The organism is Chromobacterium haemolyticum (assembly GCF_002081825.1).
GTDB lineage: Bacteria > Pseudomonadota > Gammaproteobacteria > Burkholderiales > Chromobacteriaceae > Chromobacterium > Chromobacterium fluminis.
This window is the reverse complement of the sequence record NZ_MUKU01000014.1, coordinates 83386-106405: the sequence shown is the minus strand read 5'-3', so window position 1 is coordinate 106405 and position 23020 is coordinate 83386. Positions and strand designations below refer to the sequence as shown.

22 protein-coding genes are annotated in these 23020 nt (G+C 64.1%); 9 read left to right on the top strand and 13 right to left on the bottom strand.

Translation table 11 applies throughout. The annotated features are described in order from the left end of the window. The first annotated feature begins 3 nt into the window (after positions 1-3). Positions 4-765: a DUF2182 domain-containing protein gene (locus tag B0T39_RS12855; protein WP_081547208.1), complete on the top strand. Its 762-nt coding sequence runs from the start codon at positions 4-6 to the stop codon at positions 763-765. 98 nt (positions 766-863) lie between these two features. Here B0T39_RS12855 and B0T39_RS12850 read toward each other — a convergent pair whose 3' ends face one another. Then, complete coding sequence (locus tag B0T39_RS12850) at positions 864-2483, bottom strand: NAD(P)/FAD-dependent oxidoreductase (protein WP_081547206.1); 1620 nt, start codon at positions 2481-2483, stop codon at positions 864-866. Between the two features lie 134 nt (positions 2484-2617). Next, a complete protein-coding gene (locus tag B0T39_RS12845; protein WP_081547204.1) occupies positions 2618-4252 on the bottom strand; it encodes a methyl-accepting chemotaxis protein in 1635 nt (544 codons plus the stop codon). 273 nt (positions 4253-4525) lie between these two features. Here B0T39_RS12845 and B0T39_RS12840 point away from each other — a divergent pair, with 273 nt between their 5' ends. The 5 genes from B0T39_RS12840 (at position 4526) to B0T39_RS12820 (ending at position 9709) form a co-directional block, all read left to right on the top strand. Further along, positions 4526-5947 carry an efflux transporter outer membrane subunit gene (locus B0T39_RS12840; protein WP_176219545.1) on the top strand — a complete coding sequence of 474 codons (1422 nt, stop codon included), beginning with the start codon at positions 4526-4528 and terminating at the stop codon, positions 5945-5947. Continuing rightward, positions 5944-6459: a MarR family winged helix-turn-helix transcriptional regulator gene (locus tag B0T39_RS12835; protein ID WP_043590600.1), complete on the top strand. Its 516-nt coding sequence runs from the start codon at positions 5944-5946 to the stop codon at positions 6457-6459. The genes B0T39_RS12840 and B0T39_RS12835 overlap by 4 nt, the downstream gene beginning before the upstream one ends. Then, complete coding sequence (locus B0T39_RS12830; RefSeq protein WP_081547200.1) at positions 6446-8593, top strand: FUSC family protein; 2148 nt, start codon at positions 6446-6448, stop codon at positions 8591-8593. The genes B0T39_RS12835 and B0T39_RS12830 overlap by 14 nt, the downstream gene beginning before the upstream one ends. Next, complete coding sequence (locus tag B0T39_RS12825) at positions 8583-8780, top strand: DUF1656 domain-containing protein (RefSeq protein ID WP_019100681.1); 198 nt, start codon at positions 8583-8585, stop codon at positions 8778-8780. The genes B0T39_RS12830 and B0T39_RS12825 overlap by 11 nt, the downstream gene beginning before the upstream one ends. Positions 8781-8851: 71 nt before the next feature. Beyond that, positions 8852-9709, top strand: coding sequence for an efflux RND transporter periplasmic adaptor subunit (locus tag B0T39_RS12820; RefSeq protein ID WP_081547198.1), 858 nt, complete (start codon positions 8852-8854; stop codon positions 9707-9709). Positions 9710-9918: 209 nt separating this feature from the next. Here the strand turns inward: B0T39_RS12820 and B0T39_RS12815 are convergent, their stop codons facing one another. From B0T39_RS12815 to B0T39_RS12780, 8 genes are all read right to left on the bottom strand, one after another. Next, complete coding sequence (locus B0T39_RS12815) at positions 9919-10431, bottom strand: phosphatidylglycerophosphatase A family protein (RefSeq protein ID WP_081547196.1); 513 nt, start codon at positions 10429-10431, stop codon at positions 9919-9921. Further along, positions 10415-11365, bottom strand: coding sequence for a thiamine-phosphate kinase (gene thiL / locus B0T39_RS12810; protein ID WP_081547194.1), 951 nt, complete (start codon positions 11363-11365; stop codon positions 10415-10417). The genes B0T39_RS12815 and thiL overlap by 17 nt, the downstream gene beginning before the upstream one ends. Positions 11366-11445: 80 nt before the next feature. Then, positions 11446-11892 carry a transcription antitermination factor NusB gene (gene nusB / locus B0T39_RS12805; protein WP_081547192.1) on the bottom strand — a complete coding sequence of 149 codons (447 nt, stop codon included), beginning with the start codon at positions 11890-11892 and terminating at the stop codon, positions 11446-11448. A gap of 66 nt (positions 11893-11958) precedes the next feature. Beyond that, positions 11959-12429, bottom strand: coding sequence for a 6,7-dimethyl-8-ribityllumazine synthase (gene ribH, locus B0T39_RS12800; RefSeq protein WP_081547190.1), 471 nt, complete (start codon positions 12427-12429; stop codon positions 11959-11961). Between the two features lie 79 nt (positions 12430-12508). Next, positions 12509-13615: a bifunctional 3,4-dihydroxy-2-butanone-4-phosphate synthase/GTP cyclohydrolase II gene (gene ribBA / locus B0T39_RS12795; protein WP_081547188.1), complete on the bottom strand. Its 1107-nt coding sequence runs from the start codon at positions 13613-13615 to the stop codon at positions 12509-12511. A 60-nt stretch (positions 13616-13675) separates the two neighbouring features. After that, positions 13676-14332: a diphthine--ammonia ligase gene (locus tag B0T39_RS12790; protein ID WP_081547186.1), complete on the bottom strand. Its 657-nt coding sequence runs from the start codon at positions 14330-14332 to the stop codon at positions 13676-13678. Positions 14333-14334: 2 nt separating this feature from the next. Continuing rightward, on the bottom strand, positions 14335-14952 hold the full coding sequence (locus tag B0T39_RS12785) for a riboflavin synthase subunit alpha (protein WP_081547184.1): 618 nt from the start codon (positions 14950-14952) through the stop codon (positions 14335-14337). A gap of 98 nt (positions 14953-15050) precedes the next feature. Further along, positions 15051-17294 (bottom strand): TonB-dependent receptor domain-containing protein, encoded by a 2244-nt coding sequence (locus B0T39_RS12780; RefSeq protein WP_081547182.1) that lies wholly within the window; start codon positions 17292-17294, stop codon positions 15051-15053. Between the two features lie 112 nt (positions 17295-17406). Here B0T39_RS12780 and B0T39_RS12775 point away from each other — a divergent pair, with 112 nt between their 5' ends. The 3 genes from B0T39_RS12775 to B0T39_RS12765 all read left to right on the top strand — a co-directional run bounded on the left by B0T39_RS12775 (position 17407) and on the right by B0T39_RS12765 (position 20646). Then, positions 17407-19017 (top strand): peptide chain release factor 3, encoded by a 1611-nt coding sequence (locus tag B0T39_RS12775; protein ID WP_081547180.1) that lies wholly within the window; start codon positions 17407-17409, stop codon positions 19015-19017. A gap of 19 nt (positions 19018-19036) precedes the next feature. Further along, a complete protein-coding gene (locus B0T39_RS12770; protein WP_081547178.1) occupies positions 19037-19903 on the top strand; it encodes a mechanosensitive ion channel domain-containing protein in 867 nt (288 codons plus the stop codon). Positions 19904-20001: 98 nt separating this feature from the next. Continuing rightward, the gene (locus tag B0T39_RS12765) at positions 20002-20646 is read left to right on the top strand and encodes a TetR/AcrR family transcriptional regulator (protein WP_019102235.1); all 645 of its coding nucleotides are present in this window, start codon (positions 20002-20004) and stop codon (positions 20644-20646) included. A gap of 72 nt (positions 20647-20718) precedes the next feature. Here the strand turns inward: B0T39_RS12765 and aroF are convergent, their stop codons facing one another. Genes aroF through B0T39_RS12750 form a run of 3 tightly spaced genes read right to left on the bottom strand, consistent with a single transcriptional unit; the run spans position 20719 to position 22966 of the window. Continuing rightward, positions 20719-21735, bottom strand: coding sequence for a 3-deoxy-7-phosphoheptulonate synthase (aroF, locus tag B0T39_RS12760; RefSeq protein ID WP_081547176.1), 1017 nt, complete (start codon positions 21733-21735; stop codon positions 20719-20721). A gap of 22 nt (positions 21736-21757) precedes the next feature. Next, positions 21758-22327, bottom strand: a complete 570-nt coding sequence (locus B0T39_RS12755) for a hypothetical protein (protein WP_081547174.1) — start codon at positions 22325-22327, stop codon at positions 21758-21760. 57 nt (positions 22328-22384) lie between these two features. Then, positions 22385-22966 (bottom strand): TIGR00730 family Rossman fold protein, encoded by a 582-nt coding sequence (locus B0T39_RS12750; RefSeq protein WP_166451423.1) that lies wholly within the window; start codon positions 22964-22966, stop codon positions 22385-22387. Positions 22967-23020 lie beyond the last annotated feature (54 nt).

The window sequence follows — 23020 nt, the reverse complement described above, 5'->3', positions numbered from 1 at the left end:
TCCATGCCGGTCAAGACCCTGATCGCCGCGCTGCGGGACACGCCCTGGCCGCTGTGCTGCGCCAGCCTCTTGGGCTGGCTCGGCCTGATCGTCCTGGAGCGGCGGCTGACCGCGCCGGGTTATTGCGGCGCCTGGGTTCTGGAGCGTCCCGGCGGCGGCTGGGACGCGCTGACCGGCGCGCTGTGGCTGAACCCGCCGGCGCAATGGCTGCCATCCTGGCTGTTGATGCTGCTGGCGATGATGGCGCCGCTGCTGGCCGACCCGCTGCGGCAACTGTGGCTGCGCAGCCTGGCGCGCAAGCGCGCGCTGGCGCTGGCCATGTTCTGCTGCGGCTATCTACTGCCCTGGCTCCTCGCCGGCCCGCTGCTCCACCTGCTCGGCTTGGCGCTGTTGACCTTCAGCGCCGCGCCGTGGCAGGCCTTCGTCGTCGCCTGCGGCGTAGCGGGTCTCTGGCAGGCGGCGCCGCAGCGGCTGCGCTGCCTGCAAGCCTGCCACCGCCAGCCCAGCCTGTCGCCGTTCGGCTGGCCGGCCGCGCTGTCGGCGCTGCGCGCCGGCCTCGCCGCCGGCGTCTGGTGCGCGGGCGCCTGCTGGGCCTGGATGTTGCCGCCTTTGCTCGCGGGGCCAGGGCATCTGCCCTTGATGGCGGCGATTGGCCTATGGCTGCTGCTGGAACGCCGCCGGCCGGAGGGCGCGCCGCCCTTATTGCCCATTCCCAAAGCTTTGCGCTCAGGCGGCGTGAAAGGCCATGCGACGGGAAGTCCCTAGCGCCAAAGACAACGGCCCGCGATTGCGGGCCGTTTCAGCGCGTCCTCAGCCAAGCGGCGGATTCAAGACATTGCGGCAATGATCCCTAAACGCCCTCCTTAACGGCGCTCCGCCGCGATGGCCTGCGCCACCGCCTCCGCCACCTTGATGCCGTCCACCCCGGCGGATAGAATCCCTCCGGCGTAGCCCGCGCCCTCGCCGGCCGGGTATAGGCCGCGCACGTTCAAGCTCTGGCAGTCCTCTCCGCGAGTGATGCGCAGCGGCGAGCTGGTGCGGGTTTCCACCCCGGTCAGCACCGCGTCGTGCATATCGTAGCCGCGGATCTTCTTACCGAATTCCGGCAGCGCCTCGCGCATCGCCGCGATGCAATAATCCGGCAAGGCCGCGGCCAGATCCGTCCAGTGCACGCCGGGTTGATAGGAGGGCGACACCGAGCCCACCTGAGTGGACGGTCTTCCGGCCAGGAAGTCGCCCACCAGTTGCGCCGGGGCTTCGTAAGTGCCGCCGCCCAGCACGTAGGCGCGGCTTTCCAGCTCGCGCTGGAAGGCGATGCCGGCCAGCGGATCGCCCGGATAATCGTCCGGACCGATGCTGACCACCAGGCCGGAATTGGCGTTGCGCTCGGCGCGCGAGTATTGGCTCATGCCGTTGGTCACCACGCGGCCCTCTTCCGAGGTGGCGGCCACCACCTGGCCGCCCGGGCACATGCAGAAGCTGTACACCGCCCGGCCGTTGCCGGCGTGGTGCACCAGCTTGTAATCCGCCGCGCCCAATAGCGGGTGGCCGGCGTATTTGCCCCAGCGCGCCTTGTCGATCAGCGTCTGCGGGTGTTCGATGCGGAAGCCCACCGAGAACGGCTTGGCTTCCATATACACGCCGTGGCCGTGCAGCATCTCGAAACTGTCGCGCGCGCTGTGGCCCAGGGCCAGCACGATGTGATCGGCGCGGATCTGCTCGCCGCTGGCCAAGGTCAGGCCGCGCGCCACTTTGCGCCCGTCCGGACCGTCTTCCAGATGAATGTCGGCGACGCGCTGCTGAAAGCGGATTTCACCGCCCAGTTCCTCGATCTCGGCTCGCATTTTTTCCACCATGCTCACCAGGCGGAAAGTGCCGATATGCGGCTTGGCCACGTAGAGGATTTCCTCCGGCGCGCCGGCTTTGACGAACTCGGTCAGCACCTTGCGGCCCAGATGACGCGGGTCCTTGATCTGGCTGTACAGTTTGCCGTCGGAGAAGGTGCCGGCGCCGCCTTCGCCGAACTGCACATTGGACTCGGGGTTCAAGACCTTGTTGCGCCACAGGCCCCAAGTGTCCTTGGTGCGCTCGCGCACCTTCTTGCCGCGCTCCAGCACGATGGGCTTGAAGCCCATCTGCGCCAGCAGCAGCGCGGCGAAGATGCCACAGGGGCCGAAACCCACCACCACCGGGCGGCGCTCCAGGTTTTCCGGCGCCTGCCCCACATAGTGATATTGGGTGTCTGGCGTCGGCATCACGTGCTTGTCGGCCTTGAAGCGGACCAGCAGACGGGCCTCGTTGGCCACGTCGATGTCGACGATGTAGGCCAGGTTCATCATGCCCTTGCGCGCGTCGTAGCTGCGCTTGAAGACGACGACCTGGCGGATGTCCTGCTCCGGCACGGCCAGATAAGCCGCGATCGCGGCGTTCAGTTCTTCCGGGGCGTGTTCCAGCGGCAGTTTCAATTCGGTAATGCGCAACATCTTGAATTCCAGTACGGGTTGGTGTCTATTCAACGAGGCGGTATTGTAGCGGCAAACCGCTCTTAACCCTATCGCCAAGACGCAAACTTCCCGTAAGAATCTGTTCGCCGGCCTGCCGCGCGCCGTCTACCGCGCTACACCTGGAATCCGGCCACCGTCTGCCGCAGGCCGCCGGTCACCTCGTCCATGCTCTGAATGCCGCTGGACGCCTGGGTGGCGGCGGCGGCGTTGCCGGCGGCCACCTGGGCGATCTGCTCCACGTGGCGGGCGATGTCCTGGCTGGCCACGCCTTGCTCCTGCAGCGCATGGGAGATATCGCGCACCACTTGCACCACCTGGCCGGCGCTGCCGCGGATTTGCTGAATCATCTCCCCGCCCTGCTCGGCCAGCGCCAGCCCGGCGCGCACCCGCTCCACGGTCTGGCTCATATTGGCGCGCGACTGATCGGAGCTGAGCTGGATCTCGTCTATCATGCCGGCGATCTCCTCGGTGGCCTGAGCGGTGCGTTCGGACAGCTTGCGCACCTCATCCGCCACCACCGCGAAACCGCGGCCGGTTTCGCCGGCGCGCGCCGCCTCGATGGCCGCGTTCAAAGCCAGGAGATTGGTCTGGTCCGCAATATCCTTGATCACCTGCATGATGCGGGAGATGGTGGCGGTCTTGTCCGCCAGCGCCGAGATCGCCCCGGCGGTGAGGTCCACCGTCTCGCTGATGCCCTTCATCTCCGCCACGGCCTTGGCGATCACTTCGCCGCCCTCGTCCGACAAGCTGCCGGACTGCTGCGATACCTGACGCGCGTCCTGCGCGTATTGGGAGATGTGGTTGATGCTCACCGTCAGCTCTTCGATCGACGCCGCCATCGAGGTGGCGCTTTCGCTTTGCTGCTGGGAATTGTCCGCCACCGCCTGCGCGCCGGACACCACCTCCCCGCTCAAACGCCCCAGTTCGCCGGCGCTGGCCACGATGTCCGCCACCATCTGCCGCAAAGCCTGCTGCATATGGGCGATATTGGCCATCAAGCTGTCCTCGTCGCCCGCTCGAACCGGCACCGGCACATCCAGCCGTCCGCCGGCGATTTCTCGCACCACGGCCGCGGTCTGCGCGGGCTCCGCGCCCAGTTGCCGCGTCACGCTGCGGAACAACCACCAGCCCAAACCGCCGCACACCGCGGCAATCAGCAGCACCTGGACCGCCACGCCAAGCAATTGCACGCGCAAGGCCGCCCATACGTCGTCCATATACAGGCCGGTGCCCACCACCCAGCCCCAACGCTGGCTGGACTGCAAATAGGCCAGCTTGGGTTGCGGCTCCGCCGAGCCGGGCTTGTCCCAAACGAACTCCGCAAAGCCCTTGCCCTGCCCCTGACGCAGGGTTTGATCGAACTTGTCCCCCAGGCTGCTGCCGCTGGAATCCTTGACCGCGTGCATATCCTTGCCCACCAGCTTGGGATTGACCCCGTGCGCCAGCCAGACCAGCCCCTTGTCCAAGGTGAAGAAATACTCCTTGCCGGCAAAGCGCAGCCGGGTCAGCGCCAGCAAAGCCTGGCGCTGCGCCTCCGTCTCCGGCAAAGCGCCGGCCGCTGCCTGCTCCTCGTAATTGGCCACCAGGCTCAAGGCGTTTTCCACCTGCCCGCGAATCAAATCCTGCCGGTCGGCCATCATTTGCTGGTGCATGCTGCGCAGCACCAGGCCGCCCAGCAGACAAGTCAACGCAATCACGCTAAAAATCAATAACAACAAACGCTGCTTCAAGGAAAGGCCCGCTCGCATGGTGTCTCCAAAAATCGCCGACGATGCGGCAAACCGGGCGCAAGCTCGCGGTGCGACCCGGTTTATCCGCCATATTTATTAAGCAAACCCAAATAATACACTCGTCATTACCCTGTCGCCCATATTTAATGACATGTGCTTGATTTGCATCAGTCGCAAACGGCATGAACAAGAACCTGGGTTTGACGGGCTTGCAGCGCTTCATCAAATTTTGTTTTACAAATGTAATATCAACAAATAAAATATACACAGATGTAAAACATGGATGAACAGATGAAGCCGTTTCCCGCCACCCTCGCCCTTGTCGGCGCGCTCATGCTTAGCGCCTGCGCCCAAATGGACGCCGTCAAGCCTGAATCCCAGCTTAAAACGCCGCCGGCATTGAACGCGCCCTGGGCCGGCATGCCCGCCGCGGACTGGTGGCGACAATGGCGGGACCCTCAGCTTGAACAACTGATCCGCCTGGCCTTGCAAGACAACCCAGGCCTGCGCGGCGCCGAAGCGCGGTTGCGCCAGGCCCAGGCGCTAAGCGAGGTCAGCACCGCGGCCGCCCAACCGCAAATCAACGCTCAATGGCAAAGCACTCGGCAGTTGCACGCTGAAAAAAATCTTGTGCCGCCGGCGGGTCACGGCAACTACGACTGGCAAACTCGCGCCGCCGTCAACCTCAGTTACGATCTGGACGCGTGGGGACGCGAACGCCAAGCCTTGTCGGCGTCGCTGAGCGACGCGCAGATGGCCGCGGCCGACGCCCGATTGAGCGCGCTGAACCTGGAAACCGCCGTCATCCGCGCGTATCTGCAACTGGCCGAGCAATACCAGCAAAAAGACCTGGCCGCAGCCGCGCTGCAACAACAGCAGGCGCTGCTGGATCTCAGCATGCGCCGCAAAGCCGCCGGGCTGACCGCACAACCGGAAGTGGAACAGCAACGCGGCAGGTTGCCGACAGCCCGCGCCCAGCTGGAACAGATCGACGAAAGCATCGCCACCCTGGGCAACCAGCTAGCCGCGCTCAGCGGCCAAACGCCCGATACCCAAAACCGTCCGCTCCGCCCAACCCTGCGCCTGGATCAGCCGCTGGACCCGCTCGCCGCGGTGCCGGCCCAATTGCTGGGCCGACGACCGGACCTGAGCGCGCAACGCTGGCGGGTAGAGGCCGAGGCCGCGCGCATCAAGGTCGCGCGCACCGCCTTCTACCCCAACATCAACATCAGCGCCTTCGTCGGCTATCAGGCGATAGGTTTTGCCGATCTGCTGTCCCCGGCCGCGGCTTTGCGTGGCTTCGCGCCGGCGATCAGCCTGCCGATATTCGAAGGCGGCCGCCTCCGCGGCCAATTGCGCGCCCAAACCGCCGCCTACGACCAGGCGGTGGAAAGCTACAACGCCGTCTTGATCAACGCCTTGAGCGAAACCGCCAGCGCCATCGTCCACGCCCGTTCCGCGGACCAGCAGAGCCGGCAGGCCGATCAGGTGCTAGACGCCGTCAGCCGCGAGCGGACATTGGCCGAACAGGCTTACCGCGCAGGACTCAGCGATCAAAGCGCGGTGCGACAACTGCGGCTGAGCGAACTATCCGCTAGGCAAAAGCGCGTGCAGGCCCAAGCCCAGCGCCTGGACAGCTACGCCGCGCTGATGGCCGCGCTGGGCGGCGGCATTGAACCCCACCCCCCCATCGCCGACGGAGAAGCCCAATGAGTCACTTCGAAGAAACCCGCAAGCGCCTGCTACGCGTCAAGACCAGGATTCCGGAATTCCCGCTATCGCTGCTCACACTGACGCGGCTGAACTATCACGTGCAAAAGCGCATCCAGGACCTGACCAACGCCGCCCTGCGCAAACACGGGCTGACCGAGAGCAGCTACTTGGTGCTGGCGGTGCTCTACGGCTCCGAACAAGAAACGATGACGCCAGGCTCGCTGGCGGAAACCTGCTCGCAAAAACCGGCCAATATGACCCGAATCTGCAACGATCTGGAAAAGCAGGGCCTGATCCGTCGCGGCGGCCTCAGCGACGACCGCCGCGCGGTCGCCGTCACCCTCAGCGAGGCCGGCCGCGATCGCATCCGCAAACTGCTGCCCGATGTATGGGGCAATCTGGGAAATACCTTCGACGGCTTCAGCGCCGAGGAGATGCAACAGCAGGAGCAGTTCTATCTGCGCCAGCTCGGCAATCTGAACCGGGCGGTATCCAACGATGACCACGGCTAGCCTCGCCGCCCGGCGCCGTTTGCTGGGCCGAGCGCTACGCAGCGCAGGTCAAGACTGGCTGCGCCTGGAGGGCGAGCGCTGGATCTTCATCCTCAAAACGCTGCTCGCCGGTTTCGCCGCCTTGTGGCTCGCCTTCCGCCTGGGCTTCGACTCACCGGGCACCGCGCTGATCACCGTGCTCATCGTCGGTTCGCCGCAAAGCGGCTTGGTGCTGGAAAAAGGCTTTTACCGGCTGCTGGGCACGCTGGCCGGCTGCGCCGCGGCCTTGATCCTGGTCGGCATGCTGGCCTCGCAGCCAATCTTGCTGCTGGCGGCGCTGTCGCTATGGATAGGGCTGTGCGCCGGCTGCGCCACCTTGTACCGCAACTCGCGCTCCTACGGCTTCGTGCTGGCCGGCTACACCGCCTGCATCATCGCGCTGCCGGCCATAGGCCATCCGCTGACGGTGTTTGATCTGGCGGTGACCCGAGTCTCGGAAATCTCGTTGGGCCTGATCTGCAGCGCGGTGGTCTACGACATCGTGTTTCCCCGCTATCAGGCCGAACAGGTGGTCAGCAATGTGCGCGGCCGCTATCTGCGCTTCATTCTGCTGTGTCAGGACGCGCTGGCTCAGAAACTGCATGCCCGCGACCTGGAACAGGCCCAGCTCAAATTCGCCGCCGACATCGCCGCGCTGGAGGCCGGCCGCGCCACCGCTTTCTTCGAAGCCGGCAACGTGCGTTCGCGCAGCAACCAGCTGCACGCCTTCAACGCCACCTTCATGGCCGCGCTGACCACTTTTCACACTCTGCATCGGCAAATGGAGCGGCTGCGCCGCGACGCCGATTCGCCGCTGCCCGGCCTGCTGCTGCCCTTGTTCTCCGAGGTGGCCGCCGTGCTCAGCGGCCCCGACGGCCCAGCGCGCAACGCCGCGGAAGCCCAGGACACCGAGGCTCAGTTAGGACGCCTCCGCGCCGGCTGGCCGCGCCGCATCGACGCCGCGCGCGCGCAATTGCCGGGCGGCGAGCAAGCCGAACACTGGCGCATAGACTTCGACACCGCCACCGAGCTGCTGACCCGCTTCATTGAGGAAATGTACGCCTTCGTCGGGGTCTACCACGGTTTCGCCAGCAAGACGCCGCAGCAAATCAGCTCGCTGGCGGCCTATGTGCCGGGCACCCCGCTGCCGGTGGCCGTAGCCGGCGGCGTGCGCGCGGCGCTGACCCTGGGCACCCTGTCCATCGCCTGGTACTGGCTGGCCTGGCCCAGCGCGCTGGAAGCGGTGCTGCTGGCCACCGTGCTCTGCGGCCTGGCCGCCTCCTCGCCGCGGCCGGTGCTGATGGTCAAACAATTCCTGACCGGCTTCGCGCTGGGCACGCCGCTGGCCTATGTCAGCTTGTTCTGGCTGCTGAGCCAGGGCAACGGCTTTCCAATGCTGATGCTGGGCCTGCTGCCCTTTCTGGCGCTGGGCAGCTATCTGAAGTGCCTACCCAAGTACGCCGGCGTCGGCGCCGGCATGACCATCGTGCTGGCCAATGCGGTCAACCCGCAAAACCAGATGAATTACGACATCGTCGCCTTTCTCAACAACGGCATCGCCCGCATTCTGGGATTGGCGCTGGCGGCGGCCTTTTTCCAACTGGTGCTGCCTGAACACACCATGGGTTCGCCGCGCCACATCGCCGCCGCCTTGTGGCGGGAGGCGCGCCGCGCCTGCGACGCCAAGCTGCCGCACTTGAAGCAACGCTACGAGAACCGCATCCGCGACCTGCTCAATCTGCTGAACACGCTGAGTCCTGCCCAGGCCGAACTCAAGCAGGCGATCACCGCGCAGGCCATCACCCTGTTGGAACTGGGGCTGGCGGTCATCAATCTGCGCACCCTGACCGCGGAATCGCCGTCGCCGCAGTTGCGCACCGATCTGGAACATACCGTAGCGCGGCTGGCACGCTATTTCGCCTCCCCGTCGCCGGAACAGCTGCAACAGACCATCGCCACCATGCGGGCGGCCGGTCCGGTGCTGCGCGCCCATCTGGCGCTGGCGGAGCCCGAACGCGCCGCGAAGATTCAGCGCGCGCTGGCCGATCTGCACCTGATCCACACCTCATTGCTGGATGTGGCCGAAGCCGCGCAAGGAACTGACCATGACTCGTGAAATCGCCGTGTTCGGCATTCTGATTCCCACCCTGCTGCCCTTATTCCTATTCAGCCTGCTATGCCAAGCTGGACTGGACTGGCTGCTAGGCCGAGCCGGCGTCTATCGCCGGGTATGGCACCCGGCCTTGTTCCGCCTCAGCCTGTTGATCTGCGTGTTCAGCGGCCTGGCGCTATTGCTCTATTGAACACGCCGCTCGCCCAAGCCTGGCCCGCAAGACTTTGAATCAGCGCTGAAACACTATTTCGGATAATCAAAATGCAAACCAATACCCTCATCCGCTACCTGACCACCTTGCTGCTGCTGGCGCTCGCCGTCTGGCTGGGCAAGGCGCTGTGGGACCACTACATGCACTCCCCATGGACCCGCGACGGCCGCGTACGCGCCGACGTGATCACGCTCTCCGCCGACGTGGCCGGCCTAGTGACCCAGGTGGCCGTCAAGGACAATCAACTGGTACATAAGGGCGACGTGCTCTTCGTCGTGGACCGCGCCCGCTACGCGGCAGCCTTGACCCAAGCCGAAGCCGCGCTGGACGGTCAACGCACCGAGAAAAACCGCCGCGGCAAAGAGGCCGCGCGCCGAGACAGCCTGGACAGCACCGTGGTGTCCGCCGAAAACCGTGAAACCGCGAGCTTCGCCGCCGCCGCGGCCGGCTCCCAATACCAGGCGGCGCTGGCCGCGCGCGATCTGGCCCAGCTCAATCTGGAGCGCACCGTGGTTCGCGCCCCCGCGGACGGTTACGTGACCAACCTCAATGTCCACGTCGGGGACTTCGCCGCCGTCGGCGCGCCCAAACTGGCGCTGATAGACCGTAATTCTTATCGCGTGGAAGGCTATTTCGAGGAAACCAAGCTGCCCTTGCTCAAGCCCGGCGCCAAGGTGGAGATCACCCTGCTTAGCGGCGCCCCGACATTGCGCGGCCACGTCGCCAGCATCGCCCGCGGCATCACCGACCGCGACGCAGGCACCGGCCGCGAGCTTCTGGCCGACGTCAACCCCACCTTCAACTGGGTGCGGCTGGCGCAGCGGGTGCCGGTGCGCATCGAGCTGGACGCGCTGCCGGCCGGACAGGTTCTGGTGGCAGGCACCACCTGCACCGTGGTAGTGCGTTGAGTCCGCCACGGCTATGAAAAAAGGGGCCGACGGCCCCTTTTCATTTCCACACTGAACAGGCTCTTACAGCCTATTCAAAATCTCGCGAGCATGAGCGAGACAAGGCGAAAACGAGCGAAAAAGCGGAATGTACAAGTGGTACATGAGCATTTTGAGCTTGCACTCACCGTGCAACGCTTCATGAAGCGCAGCAGATCGTAAACAGGTTCTTACAGCATGCGCCAAACGCCCCACTGCACCGCTAGCGCGAACAAGGCCGCCAGCAAATCGTCCACCATCACACCGAAACCGCCGCCCACATGACGGTCCAGCCAGCGGATAGGCCAGGGCTTGAGAATGTCGAAAAAGCGGAACAAGACAAAGGCCAGCAACCAGGCCAAGGGCGTGGCCGGCGCGAAGGCCAGCACCAGCAGCATGGCGACGATCTCGTCCCAGACGATGCCGCCGTAGTCGTGCACGCCCAGCGCCCGGCCGCTGTAGCCGCAGATCCAGACCCCAGCGATGAACAGCGGCAGACACAGCGCCGCCAGCGCCAAACCTTGCACACCCAGCGCGTGCAGAACAAAAAACAGGGGATAGGCGGCCACCGTGCCCCAAGTGCCCGGCGCCTTGCGCGCCAGACCGCTGCCGAAACCAAAAGCCAGGAAATGGGCGGGGTGGCTCAGGACGAAGCGCCAGTTCGGTTGCAGCTTCAGGGTTTCCGTCTCATTTGAAATGGTCATAGCCGGTGCTTTCCAGTTGTATGATGTTGCCGTCTCCGCCCAGCAGGCTGACGCCCTGGCCGGCCGCGATGCGGCCGATGCGGCTCAGGCGACAGCCAGCCGTCTCGGCGCAGGCCTCGATCCGAGCCCGACGCGCGGCCGGCGCGGTAAATACCAGTTCGTAATCGTCGCCGCCCGCGGCCAGGCAATCCAGCCATTGCTCGCGCGCGGCCTCCGCCAGCGGGTGCGACGGCAAGGCGTCCGCCCACACTTCCACCGCAGCCTGGGAAGCGGCGGCGATATGACCGAGGTCCGACAGCAGGCCGTCGGACACGTCGGCGGCGGCATGCGCCAGCGGCAGCAGGGCCAGACCCAGGGCGATGCGCGGCTCCGGGTATTCCAGCTTGCGCCAGGCCGCCTCGCGCAAACCGTCCGGCAAGGGAGCCAACTTGCCCAGCCGGCTGCGCACCGCCATCGCTCCCAGACCCAACTCGCCGCTGACCCAGACGTCGTCGCCCACGCGGGCGGCGGCGCGGCGCAGCGCCTGGCCTCGCGGCGTCTCTCCGCCCACGGTCACCGACAGCGTCAGCGGGCCGCGCGTGGTGTCGCCGCCGATCACATCGACTCCGTAGCGCTCCGCCAAGGCGAAAAACCCTCGGGAGAAGCCGGCGGCCCAGGCCTCGTCCATCGCCGGCAGGGCCAGCGACAACACCACCCAGCGCGGCGCGGCGCCCATCGCCGCCATATCGGACAAATTTACCGCCAGCGTTTTATGGCCCAGCGCCTCCGGCGCGACGTCAGCAAAGAAATGACGCCCCTCCACCAGCATGTCCACCGAGACATGCAGATCGCAACCTGGCGTCGGCCTCAGAATGGCGGCGTCGTCTCCAACGCCCAGGACCGCGCCGCCGGCCGGGCGCGTGAAATAGCGGCGGATCAATTCAAATTCATTCATCACGATCTTTCTGCTCGGCCGATGTAAAAACACCCGCGGTCGCGGGTGTGTTTCAATCTGACAGCGCCGGCGACAAGGCCTCAGTTTTGGCGACGCGCCTTTTGCGACGCCACTTCGTCGGCGCGCACTTCTGCGGCCAGCTTGTCCAACACGCCGTTGACGAATTTATGACCATCGGTGCCGCCGAAGGTCTTGGTGATTTCGATGGCTTCGTTGATGATCACCGGATACGGGGTTTCCGGATGCTGGGTCAGTTCCAGCGCGGCCATCAACAGCACGGCGCGTTCCACCGGGCTGACTTCGTCTTCGGCGCGTTCGTAATAGTGGCCGATCTGCTTGGACAGTGCGCCCACGTCTTTCAGCACGCCGTACAGGATTTCGCGGAACAGGGCTTCATCGGCCTTGGCGAAGTATTCATTCTCGCGCAGATGCTTTTCGATCAGGGAGGCCGGACGATCCGGGTTCAGCTCCCATTCGTAAATGCCTTGGATGGCAAATTCGCGGGCGCGGCGGCGAGCGGTTTTCATAGAGGTGTTCCTTGTAAAGAGCGGTGAGCCAGGCACGCCCGGCTCCGGTATCTTGGCGGGAGCCGATCAGCCGCGCTGAATGCGCTTGCGCAAATTCGCCATCTCCACCGCCACGGCAGCGGCCTCGCGGCCTTTGACTTCCATGCGCACTTCGGCCTGCTCGTCGGTTTCGGTGGTCAGAATCGCGTTGGCGATCGGGATGTCGAAGTCCAGGCCCACGCGGGTCACGCCCGCGCCGGATTCGTTCGACACCAGTTCGAAATGGTAGGTTTCGCCGCGGATCACCGCTCCCAACGCCACCAGCGCGTCGAAACGGCCGCTCTTGGCCATGGTCTGCAATACCAGCGGCGCTTCCAGCGCGCCCGGCACCGTGGCCAGGGTCACGTCCTCGGCGGCCACGCCCAGCCGGGCCAGCTCACCCAGGCAAGCGTCGCGCAAGCCTTCGCAAACCGGGGTGTTGAAACGCGACATCACAACGCCGATTTTCAGGCCCTTGCCCGTCAGATCGGGTTCTATACGCTGGATAGCTTGAAGCATCTTGTTCCTCGCGGCGGAATCACTACGGAAAACCGGAGATTCTACCTCAATCCCCGGGCCTTAGCCATTACGCCGCCTCTCATTCCTCGTCCACGTGGAAGGCGTGCGGCTGGCAAAAGCCGGTCACTTCCAGATCGAAGCCGGTCATGGACGGCAAGCTGACCGGCGAGGTCATCAGCTTCATTTTGCCCACGCCCAGCGCCTTGAGCATTTGCGCGCCGATACCGAAGGTCTTGCTGTCCCAGCGCTGCTTCTGCTGCTCCAGGCCCAACGCGCGCTGCGCCAAGTCTTCGCCGGTTTCGTCGCGGTACAGCAGCACTACCACGCCGTGGCCGGCTTCTTCTATCCTTTCCAAGGCATTGGGCACCGTCCAGGAGTGCTGACTGCACAAGGGCGCCAACACGTCGATCACCGACAAGGGTTCGTGCACGCGCACCAGGGTTTCGCGCTGCGCCTCAATCTCCCCTTTGACCAAGGCCAAATGGGTGGCGCGGGTGGTGATGTCGCGGAACACATGCAAGTCGAAAGCGCCGAACGGGGTGTCCACCGGCCGTTGCCCCACCTTCTCCACCAGCGATTCCGTGCGGCTGCGGTACTGGATCAAATCGGCGATGGTGCCCACTTTCAAGCCGTGCTCGCGCGCGAACTCCACCAGTTCGGGCAAGCGCGCCATGGTGCCGTCGTCGTTCATGATTTCGCAGATCACGCCGGCCGGCTCCAAACCCGCCAACATCGACAGATCGCAGCCGGCCTCGGTGTGGCCGGCGCGTATCAGCACGCCGCCTTTTTGCGCTTTCAGCGGGAAGATATGACCCGGCTGCACCAAATCCGCCGGCTTGGCCAACCGCGCCACCGCGGCTTGCACGGTGCGGGCTCGGTCCGCGGCGGAAATGCCGGTGGTCACGCCTTCGGCGGCCTCGATGGACACGGTGAAGTTGGTGCTGTACGGAGTGCCGTTATTGCTGACCATCAGCGGCAGGTTCAACTGCTGGCAACGCTCCTCGGTCAAGGTCAGACAGATCAGACCGCGGCCGAACTTGGCCATGAAGTTGATCGCCTCCGGGGTGACGAACTCCGCCGCCATGACCAGATCGCCTTCGTTCTCGCGGTCCTCGGCGTCCACCAGCACCACCATCTTGCCGGCCTTGATGTCGGCGATAATGTCCTGAATCGGGGAAATAGTCATACCATCTTCCTTCGTAAGCACTTGTTTTTGGCGCGGGCCGCCGCCCGCCTGAATTCGTTTTCAGCCGGGCAACAGGTCCAGGCTGACATAATCTCCGTGGCGATGGACGTCGCCGTCGCGCAAGCGCAAAGGCTGCGCGAACAAAGGCCCGTCCATTGCCAGTGTGTGAAACTCGCCGGCCTCGGCGCAAGGATCCATGCCCTCCGCCAGCATCCGGTCCACCCACTGATGGCTCAGTTCCCGGCCCAACCACTCCTCGCCGACCAGCCGGGTGTTCACCACCACGATCCGGGCGCGAAAGCCCGCATCGATGAATTCTCGCACCAAGGCGGCGCGCGCCTGCTGCCACAGCGGCAGCCACGCTTGCAGGCCGGCGGCGGCGCACACCTTCTCCTCCCACTCCCGGTGGGCATCCAGATCGATGTCGCCGAAGACCGCGGCCTCGCAACCGTCGGCGCGGGCCTCCTCCAGCCGGGCGATGAACTCGGCCTCATAGCCGTCCCAACTTGCGCGCCCCACCCGCAGGGGCAAACCCAGCGCCGCCGCCTGCAGCGCCAGCACCTCCGGGCGCAAGCCGTGCGAGCGCGAACGCTCGCCGCGCTCGTCCGCCATCGTCAACAAGGCCTGCGGATGGGCGCCGGCTCGCACCGCGTGCCACAGCGCCAGGCAGGAATCCTTGCCGCCGCTCCAGGAGGCCAGCACGCGCCGGCCAACCATGTTCACGCCGCGGCCCCTCGCTGGGCCAGCACCCGCTCCACCGTCTCCACGATGGCCTGAGTCTGCGGGTCCACTTCGATATTGATCAAGTCGCCCACTTTGCGCGATTTGATGATGGTGCGTTCCAGGGTTTCCGGGATCAGATGCACGCAGAAGCGGTTGTCCGTCACCTCGCCTACGGTCAAGCTGATGCCGTCAATACCGATATAGCCCTTGGCGAACACATATTTGATATGTTCCGCCGGCAATTCGAACCAGACGGTGCGGTTATTGGGCAGATCGATCACCCGGGCCACCTTGGCCAGGCACAGGATATGGCCGGACATCGCATGGCCGCCGATTTCGTCGCCAAAGCGCGCGGCGCGCTCGATATTGACCAGGTCGCCTGTTTGCAACAGGCCGAGGTTGGTGACGCGCAGAGTTTCGCGCATTAGATCGAAAGAAACTTGATCGCCGTTGACGGCGGTAACAGTGAGGCAGCAGCCGTTGTGAGCCACCGAGGCGCCCAGCTCTAGGCCGGGCAGCAAGGCCGCCGGCAAACGCAGCGTATGGGTGCGAAAGTCTTGCTTCTCCGTGATGGCGATCACTTCCGCCACTCCTTGGACGATACCGGTAAACACGAAGGCGCTCCTTTGCTAGGGATTTGGAACGCCATTGTAACGCAAGGAGGGGCCCAGGGCCCCTCCTCAGCCTCAAATCAAACGCAAGCGGCGTCCGCTCAGAAACGCCAGGACACGCTGGTGCGTATCGCCCTCCCCATGCCTTCCGCCCCCTCGGTCAGGTAAGGGATGTATTGAGTGTTGAACAGATTGTCCACCGCCAGTCGCGCCTCTAGGCCCTTGAACCGGCCCTTGGGCTGCCAACCCAGGTACAGGCCGAACAATGAATAGCCATGCTGCGCGGGATAAGCGTAAGGTGAATTGACCAATACCCGGTCCTGTTTGCGCACGAACTTGCCCTGCCCGCTCAAGGATAGGCCGATCTTGTTCCAGCGATAACCAAGATTGGCAACCGCCTTGCGCGGTGGGATATTGGTGATGGGCTCGTCCCTGCCCCACGGATCCATCAGGCTATGATTGCGTTCGCCCTTGGTCGACGACAAGGACAAGCTGCCGAACCAGCCGCCGGCCTGATAACGCCCTTCCAGCTCAAAACCCTGAATCACATAACCGGGCATATTGCGATAGAAGCCGATTACTGGCGGCAGCGGTGCGCCCGGCGCGTCCCCCCGGTTGGGCCCCAGGCGCTGCGCGATATCGTTTTTGACGGTTTGGCGATACCAAGTCAGCGCTGCGGACAGATTATCCCCGGACGCCAGCACATTGCCGCGTTCGAATTCCAAACCCAGCTTGACCGCGTTCAACGTTTCCGGCTGTAACTGGCGGCTAGTCGCCGTCGTGCTGCCCAAAGTCTGGGTATCGTATACCTCGTCCACCCCCGGCGCGCGCCAAGTGCGGGTATAGCCGGCGTCCAGCGTCCAGCCCGGATGGAAGTTCCAACGCGCAGCCAAACGCGGCGACCAACCGGAATACGCCAACCCGCTGTAATCGTGCCCCTTGGCCGGATCGTTATACGCGGAAGCCAGGTTTTCCCGCCCCTGTATCCACACATGGTCGTAGCGTAGAGAAGGCGTCAGCGTCAGACTGTCCAAGGGTTGCCATTGATGTACCCAATAGGCGGATCGAACGGTTTCCTCGCCCGGAGGCTGGTAGCGCGGATTCAGATAACCATAGTTGTAAGCCGGATCCTTACGCTTATCCGGGCGGTAGAACAGCGCGTCTAGCGTCTTGTGCGCCCAGCTCACGCCCGTAGTGACTTCCTGACGCGCCCAGCCGGAACCGAAGCGGGCGGTGTTGCGCAGCTCAAGGCGCCGGTCGCGCTGATTTACCCAGCTCTCGTTTCCGAACAAGGAGGAGAAGGCGTAGATGCTCGCCGTCGGCGGCCGGGTGTCGTGCTGATAACGCCGCGACTGCGCATAGCTGAGCTGCAAATCCAGCCATGGCGAATCGCTGACGAAGGTCCAGTCCGCGCTCACCGTCTCATTTTGCTGCTCGCGCCACACACTCTGGCGCAGCCAAGCGCCTTCCCAACCGTACTTCTTGATGTCGGCCGCATTTGGCGCCGGGATGTCCCCGCGCTTGGCCGCCCACGGCGTGCGCCGCTCCTCCTCCTGGCTCACCCATCCCAAGCGCAGCCGGTGGCCGGGCGCCGGACGCCAGGCCAGCTTTAGCATGCCACCCTCCAGATCATTGCCGGAAAACATCGTGCTGGAACCATCGCCCTTCTTGCCGTCCCCGGCGCGCGATCGGGTCACATAGGCCAGGATGTCCGCCTTGCTGCCAGGCCCGCCCGCATAGGCGGCCAGAGACTGGCCAAACTGATTGCCGTTGTCCTGATACATCAGCTTGGCGAAACCGCCCACTGATTTACCCGGCTGCAACAGCTCGGCCACGGTCTTGGTTTCCGCCTTGACCACAGCGCCGAACGCGCCGTTGCCGTAGAACGGCGAATGCCCGCCCTTGAAGACTTCAACCGAGCCCAGCAACTCCGGATCGATAAAGGACGTTCCCTGCTGGTACTTGTCGAAGCCCTGCGGCGCGCCGTCCAGGGACACCTGCACATGCTCGACCGACTCGAAGCCCCAGACATTGATGGTCTGGCCGCCGGGGCGCTGCGAACCGCCGGCGTTGACGCCGGGCAGCGCGTCCAGCACTTCGGCCAGGGAACGCGCTTGCGGCCGCTCGATTTCCTCGCGGTCCAGCTTATTGCTGCCCACCCGCGCCTGCGGGCCGTTGGCGGTGACGTGGACAGTATCCAGGCGCGCCGGCGCCTCGGCAGCCCAGACGCTGGGCGCGGTCAGGCAGGCCAGGCTGAACACTAGCGCCTTGGGGCGGAAGCGCGGCAGATTGGAAGCAAAGAAAATAGAATCAGGGCAAGGCGGAGAAAAGCGAGAGCAAGGCATCACGGTTTTATTTTATTAATGATAATCATTCTCAATACTAACATAAAACTTCCACCTTAAGGCAAGTCCGGTAAAATAGCCGGCTTTATCGAATTCCAATACAAGCATCCCCATGTCCGCCGAACTCGCCCGCATCGCCGAAGAAGTGTCCCACCGCCGCACCTTCGCCATCATCTCCCACCCTGACGCCGGTAAGACCACGCTGACCGAAAAGCTGTTGCTATTCTCCGGCGCCATCCAGATGGCCGGCACCGTCAAGGGCAAGAAAGGCGGCAAGTTCGCCACCTCAGACTGGATGGAGATCGAGAAGCAGCGCGGCATCTCGGTGGCGTCCTCGGTGATGCAGTTCGAATACCGGGACCACACCGTCAACCTGCTGGACACCCCCGGCCACCAAGACTTCTCCGAAGATACTTACCGCGTGCTGACCGCGGTGGACAGTGCCTTGATGGTGATCGACGCCGCCAAGGGCGTGGAGGAGCAGACCATCAAGCTGCTGAACGTCTGCCGCCTGCGCAACACGCCCATCGTCACCTTCATGAACAAGTACGACCGCGAGGTGCGCAACAGCCTGGAGCTGCTGGACGAAGTGGAGAACGTGCTGAAGATCCGCTGCGCGCCCATCACCTGGCCCATCGGCATGGGCAAGGCCTTCCGCGGCGTTTACAGCCTGCTGAACGACGAGGTCATCCTGTTTGAACCAGGCGCGGAAAAGCTGATCACCGACGTGGAAGTGATCAAAGGCATAGACAACCCGCGTTTGGACCAGCTGTTCCCGCTGGAAATGGAACAACTGCGCATGGAGATCGAACTGGTCAAGGGCGCGTCCAACGAGTGGAATCTGGATGAATTCCTGGCCGGCGAACTGACCCCGGTGTTCTTCGGCTCCGCCATCAACAACTTCGGCGTGCGCGAAATCCTGGACGCGCTGATCAACTGGGCGCCGGCGCCGCAGCTGCGCGACGCCACCGTGCGCGAAGTCGCGCCCACCGAAGGCAAGTTCTCCGGCTTCGTGTTCAAGATCCAGGCCAATATGGACCCCAAGCACCGCGACCGCATCGCCTTCCTGCGCGTGTGCTCGGGCAAGTTCGAGCGCGGCATGAAGATGAAACACCTGCGCCTGAACCGCGACATCGCAGCCTCCAGCGTCGTGACCTTCATGTCCCACGACCGCGAGATCGTAGAAGAGGCGTTTGCCGGCGACATCATCGGCATTCCCAACCACGGCAACATCCAGATCGGCGACAGTTTCTCCGAAGGCGAAGAACTGACCTTTACCGGCATTCCCTTCTTTGCGCCGGAACTGTTCCGCAGCGTGCGCATCAAAAACCCTTTGAAGCTGAAACAGCTGCAAAAGGGCCTGCAGCAACTGGGCGAAGAAGGCGCGGTGCAAGTTTTCAAACCGCACAGCGGCGGCGACCTGATTCTGGGCGCGGTGGGCGTGCTGCAGTTTGAAGTGGTGGCCTCGCGCCTGGCGGCAGAATACGGCGTGGACGCGATGTTCGAATCCGCCAGCATCTGGTCCGCCCGCTGGTTCAGCTGCGACGATCGCAAGAAGCTGGACGAATTCGTCAAAGCGCTGCAGATCAACATCGCCACCGACGCCGGCGGCAACCTCGCCTACCTGGCCCCCAACCGCGTCAACCTGCAACTGACTCAGGAACGCTGGCCGGACATCGTATTCCACGAAACCCGCGAACACGCGGTCAAACTCAACGACTGAAGCTGAAACCGACGCCCCCATGGAGCCCAAGGCCACCTTGTTCGACTTGATAGGCTATCTGCGCGACAACTACTCGCACGAAATAGCGCGTTCGCTGATCCTGATCGCCGCCCTGCTTATCATCCGCCTGGTGGTGGACCGGCTGCTGGCGGCCAACAACAGCATCGCGATCGAGTCGAAGCGGCGCTGGTCGGTGAACACTCGCAACATCCTGTTTGTCTCCGGCCTGGCCGGCATCGGCCTGATCTGGGCCAGCGAGCTGCAAACCATCGCGGTATCCATGCTGGCCTTCGCCGCCGCGCTGATCCTGGCCACCAAGGAACTGATCATGTGCCTGTCCGGCGGCCTGGTGCGTCAGACCTCCAACAGCTACAGCCTGGGCGACCATATCGAAGTGGGCACGGTGCGCGGGCGAGTAGTGGACATCGGTCTGCTGTCCACCACAGTGATGGAGATCGGGCCCAATCACAGCTCACACCAGATGACCGGGCGGGCGCTGACCTTCCCCAACAGCCTGCTGCTGTCCACGCCGGTGATTCGCGAAAACTACATGGGCGACTATGTGATGCACATCGTCAACATCCCCATGGCCTACACCGTGCCGCCCATTCGCGCCGAGCGCCTGCTGATGGCGGCGGCGGAAGAGTCTTGCCAGCCGCATCTGGAAGTGGCGCGCCAGCACATGGAAGACATGGCCAAACGCAATCTGGTGGATATTCCGTCGGTGGAACCGCGCATCGCGCTGCAGCCAATCGACGAAAAACGCTATCAGTTGATCTTGCGCATCGCCATTCCGGCTCGCGACCGGCATCGTATCGAACAGACCATCTTGCACAACTTCCTGGCGCAATGTTTCCCCGAGCAGACCGACACGGCCCTCGCCTGAAGCAAAGGGAAGTGCGCGCGCAATTAATTAGAGCAAGAACTCCAAATTTGCGTTAGAATGGCGAATCGCGAATGTCATTGAACAGCACCAAGCGCATCATGAGCAAAAACAGAATCAAAACCTACGACCGCATCATCCAGGAGAGCCTCAAGCTGTTCAACGAACAGGGCGAGCGCAGCATCACCACCAATCACATCGCCGCGCACCTGGGCATCAGCCCGGGCAACCTGTACTACCACTTCCGCAACAAGGAAGAGATCGTCTATCAAATTTTCCTGATGTACCGCGAGTTCATCAATCAGCGCCTTGCGGTGCCGGAAAACCGCGAAATGACGGTGGACGACCTGGTCAACTACCTGGACACCGCCTTCCTGGCGATGTGGCAGTTCCGCTTCATGTTCTACGACCTGCCGGGCATGCTGGCGCGCAACCCGCAAATGCAGTCGGAGTACCACCAGTTCGTCAACACCGAACTGAAAAACATCCTGGCCGAACACTTCCGCGAATTCATCCGCCTGGGCCTGCTGGAAATGGACGAAGAAGACATCGAGCCGGTCAGCATCAATATCTGGCTGGTGGTGAAGTTCTGGTTCGCCTTCGAACAGACCGCCCGCCCCAAGGCGCCGATCACCGAGGAATCCGGTCACCGCGGCGTGCTGCAGGTGCTGGCCCTGCTCAAACCCTATGTGCAGGACCAATACATGGGCGCCTTCCGCGCGCTGTGCGAGCGCCACAAAGTGTGACGCCCCGTCTCCGCGAAAAAAGCAAAGCCGCATAATCGCGGCTTTTTTCATGCGTCGGCGCTTCGAAGCAGATTACAGGCTGCGCCCCAAGGCCGCCGCCAGGGGCCGCAGCTCCGCCATCAGCGCGGCCAGTCCTTCCGGCGTCAAGGCCTGATCGGCTTCGCATAAGGCAGCCTCCGGCTGCGGGTGCATGTCCAGCAGCAGGCCGTCCGCGCCGGCGGCCAAAGCCGCCTTGGCCAGCGCCGGCACCAGCCAGGCTTTGCCGGCCGCGTGACTGGGGTCGACAATCACCGGCAAATGGGTTTCGCGCTTGAGCAAGGGAATCGCGCTGACGTCCAGCGTGGCGCGGTAGGCCGGCTCGAAACTACGAATGCCGCGCTCGCAAAACACAATGTTGTGATTACCGCCGGCGGCGATGTATTCGGCGGCCATCAACCAGTCGCCCAAGGTCGCGGCGACGCCGCGCTTGAGGATAACCGGCTTGTTCAAACGCCCCACCTCCTTCAACAGCTCGACGTTTTGCATGCTGCGCGAGCCAATCTGGATGATGTCCACGCCCTGCTCCAAAAACACGTCCAGCATGCGCACGTCGGCCAATTCGGACACCACCGGCAATCCCTCGGCGCGGCCGGCTGCGATCAACTGCTCAATGCCCTCCACCCCCAAGCCTTGGAAGCCGTAAGGACTGGGATGCTGCTTGAACACGCCGCCGTGCAACAATCGGCAACCGGCGGCCCGCACCGCCGTCGCGGCCTGAGCGATCTGCTGCGCCGACTCCACCGCAGACGGTCCGGCAATCACCTGCAAGGCTTCGCCGCCGAAAGCCAGGCCTCGCGCCTGCACCACGCTGTTCTGCGGATGGGTCTCACGGGACACGATGCGGTACTCGCGCACCACTCGCATCGCCCGCTCTACCCCCGGCATCGATTCGAACATTTCCGGCGACAGGCTGCGCTCGTCCCCCACAGCGCCGATGATGGTGCGCTCCGCGCCGCGCGACACATGCTCGCTGAGCCCCGCTCCTTGGATCTTGGCCACCACGGCCGCCACTTCGCTTTCCGGCGCCTGCCGGTTCATGATGATGATCATCCGCTATCCCGTTCAAAACCCTTCATGGCCGCCTGCGCCAACGCCCGGCCAAACGCCGCCCCAGCCGTGACCAAAACGACGGACGCTGCGCGCCGCGCCGGAAAAACCCGGCCAGCGCATGCGTCAGCCGCCACGGAGCCGAAGCCCGCAAGCGCTCGAAGACTCGCTCGCGCCAGTAAACGAAGCCATTATACAGCCGCACGAACCAAGCCACTTGCATCAGAGTTGGCCGCGTCAGCGCAAACAACCGCGCCGCCAGCGCGGTGCCACCCACCTTGGCCAGCAGAATAATCAGCACGCCCAGCAGCGCATGGCCTCGCCCGATCAGGAACAACGCCGCCAGTTTAACCGGCAGCAACAAGGCGGCCGGCAGCGCGAATATCGCCAAGGCCGCCCACGGCGGCAAGGCGGCGATGCGCCGCTCCAGCGCCGCCAGAGGCGGCCATACCGCCAAGCGTCCCAGCGCCGCGGACAGCTCGTCCCAAGCGTATTCCTCAAACAGGATGATCAAGGCCGCCAACAAAGCAAGCGGCCAGGTCAACACCCGTTTCAGCCGGCGCCAGCCCTGCGCCGCCGTTTCTCTCGCCCGCATCGCAGCCTCAGCGCCGGGCCACGGCCTTGCACGCCAGGGAGAGCGATTGCAAGGCTCTCAAGCCTTGGCCAGGTCCAGCCACTTGGCGACCTCCCGCGGCTGATAAGCGCGCATGTCCGCCAGCAGCGAGGACAAGTCCTCGTTGATGCGGAACAGGTCCATATTGCCAGAAGGGGCGAAGCCCTCAGCCACCGCGTGCTCCATCATCCGATGCAAGGGCTGATAATAGCCGGCGGCGTCCAACAGGCCCACCGGCTTGCCGTGCAGGGACAACTGGCCCCAGGTCAGGATCTCGAACAATTCGTCGAAAGTGCCGAAACCGCCCGGCAGCGCGATGAAGCCGTCGGACAACTCCGCCATCAGCGCCTTGCGCTGGTGCATGGTTTCGGTGACATGAATTTCCGTCAAGCCGGTATGCGCCACTTCCTTGGCTTTGAGAAACGCCGGAATCACGCCGATGACTTTGCCGCCGGCCGCCAGCGCGGCTTCCGCGGCCACGCCCATCAGGCCGACCTTGCCGGCGCCGTAGACCAGAGTGATGCCCTGCTCGGCCAAGGCGCGGCCAAAGCCACGCGCGGCCGCTTCGTATTCGGGCTTGACGCCCTTGTTGGAGCCGCAAAACAGGCAGATAGCTTTCATTTTTATTTTTTCCCCTATCAAACATCAACGTCAAAAACACAACGGGCCGCTGCG

Bases quoted from the DNA above. Each gene is read 5' to 3' on its own strand.
- B0T39_RS12855 (WP_081547208.1), top strand. From the start codon at position 4: ATGCCGGTCAAGACCCTGATCGCCGCGCTGCGGGACACGCCCTGGCCG.
- B0T39_RS12850 (WP_081547206.1), bottom strand. From the start codon at position 2,483: ATGTTGCGCATTACCGAATTGAAACTGCCGCTGGAACACGCCCCGGAA.
- B0T39_RS12845 (WP_081547204.1), bottom strand. From the start codon at position 4,252: ATGCGAGCGGGCCTTTCCTTGAAGCAGCGTTTGTTGTTATTGATTTTT.
- B0T39_RS12840 (WP_176219545.1), top strand. From the start codon at position 4,526: ATGAAGCCGTTTCCCGCCACCCTCGCCCTTGTCGGCGCGCTCATGCTT.
- B0T39_RS12835 (WP_043590600.1), top strand. From the start codon at position 5,944: ATGAGTCACTTCGAAGAAACCCGCAAGCGCCTGCTACGCGTCAAGACC.
- B0T39_RS12830 (WP_081547200.1), top strand. From the start codon at position 6,446: ATGACCACGGCTAGCCTCGCCGCCCGGCGCCGTTTGCTGGGCCGAGCG.
- B0T39_RS12825 (WP_019100681.1), top strand. From the start codon at position 8,583: ATGACTCGTGAAATCGCCGTGTTCGGCATTCTGATTCCCACCCTGCTG.
- B0T39_RS12820 (WP_081547198.1), top strand. From the start codon at position 8,852: ATGCAAACCAATACCCTCATCCGCTACCTGACCACCTTGCTGCTGCTG.
- B0T39_RS12815 (WP_081547196.1), bottom strand. From the start codon at position 10,431: ATGACCATTTCAAATGAGACGGAAACCCTGAAGCTGCAACCGAACTGG.
- thiL (WP_081547194.1), bottom strand. From the start codon at position 11,365: ATGAATGAATTTGAATTGATCCGCCGCTATTTCACGCGCCCGGCCGGC.
- nusB (WP_081547192.1), bottom strand. From the start codon at position 11,892: ATGAAAACCGCTCGCCGCCGCGCCCGCGAATTTGCCATCCAAGGCATT.
- ribH (WP_081547190.1), bottom strand. From the start codon at position 12,429: ATGCTTCAAGCTATCCAGCGTATAGAACCCGATCTGACGGGCAAGGGC.
- ribBA (WP_081547188.1), bottom strand. From the start codon at position 13,615: ATGACTATTTCCCCGATTCAGGACATTATCGCCGACATCAAGGCCGGC.
- B0T39_RS12790 (WP_081547186.1), bottom strand. From the start codon at position 14,332: ATGGTTGGCCGGCGCGTGCTGGCCTCCTGGAGCGGCGGCAAGGATTCC.
- B0T39_RS12780 (WP_081547182.1), bottom strand. From the start codon at position 17,294: ATGCCTTGCTCTCGCTTTTCTCCGCCTTGCCCTGATTCTATTTTCTTT.
- B0T39_RS12775 (WP_081547180.1), top strand. From the start codon at position 17,407: ATGTCCGCCGAACTCGCCCGCATCGCCGAAGAAGTGTCCCACCGCCGC.
- B0T39_RS12770 (WP_081547178.1), top strand. From the start codon at position 19,037: ATGGAGCCCAAGGCCACCTTGTTCGACTTGATAGGCTATCTGCGCGAC.
- B0T39_RS12765 (WP_019102235.1), top strand. From the start codon at position 20,002: ATGAGCAAAAACAGAATCAAAACCTACGACCGCATCATCCAGGAGAGC.
- aroF (WP_081547176.1), bottom strand. From the start codon at position 21,735: ATGATCATCATCATGAACCGGCAGGCGCCGGAAAGCGAAGTGGCGGCC.
- B0T39_RS12755 (WP_081547174.1), bottom strand. From the start codon at position 22,327: ATGCGGGCGAGAGAAACGGCGGCGCAGGGCTGGCGCCGGCTGAAACGG.
- B0T39_RS12750 (WP_166451423.1), bottom strand. From the start codon at position 22,966: ATGAAAGCTATCTGCCTGTTTTGCGGCTCCAACAAGGGCGTCAAGCCC.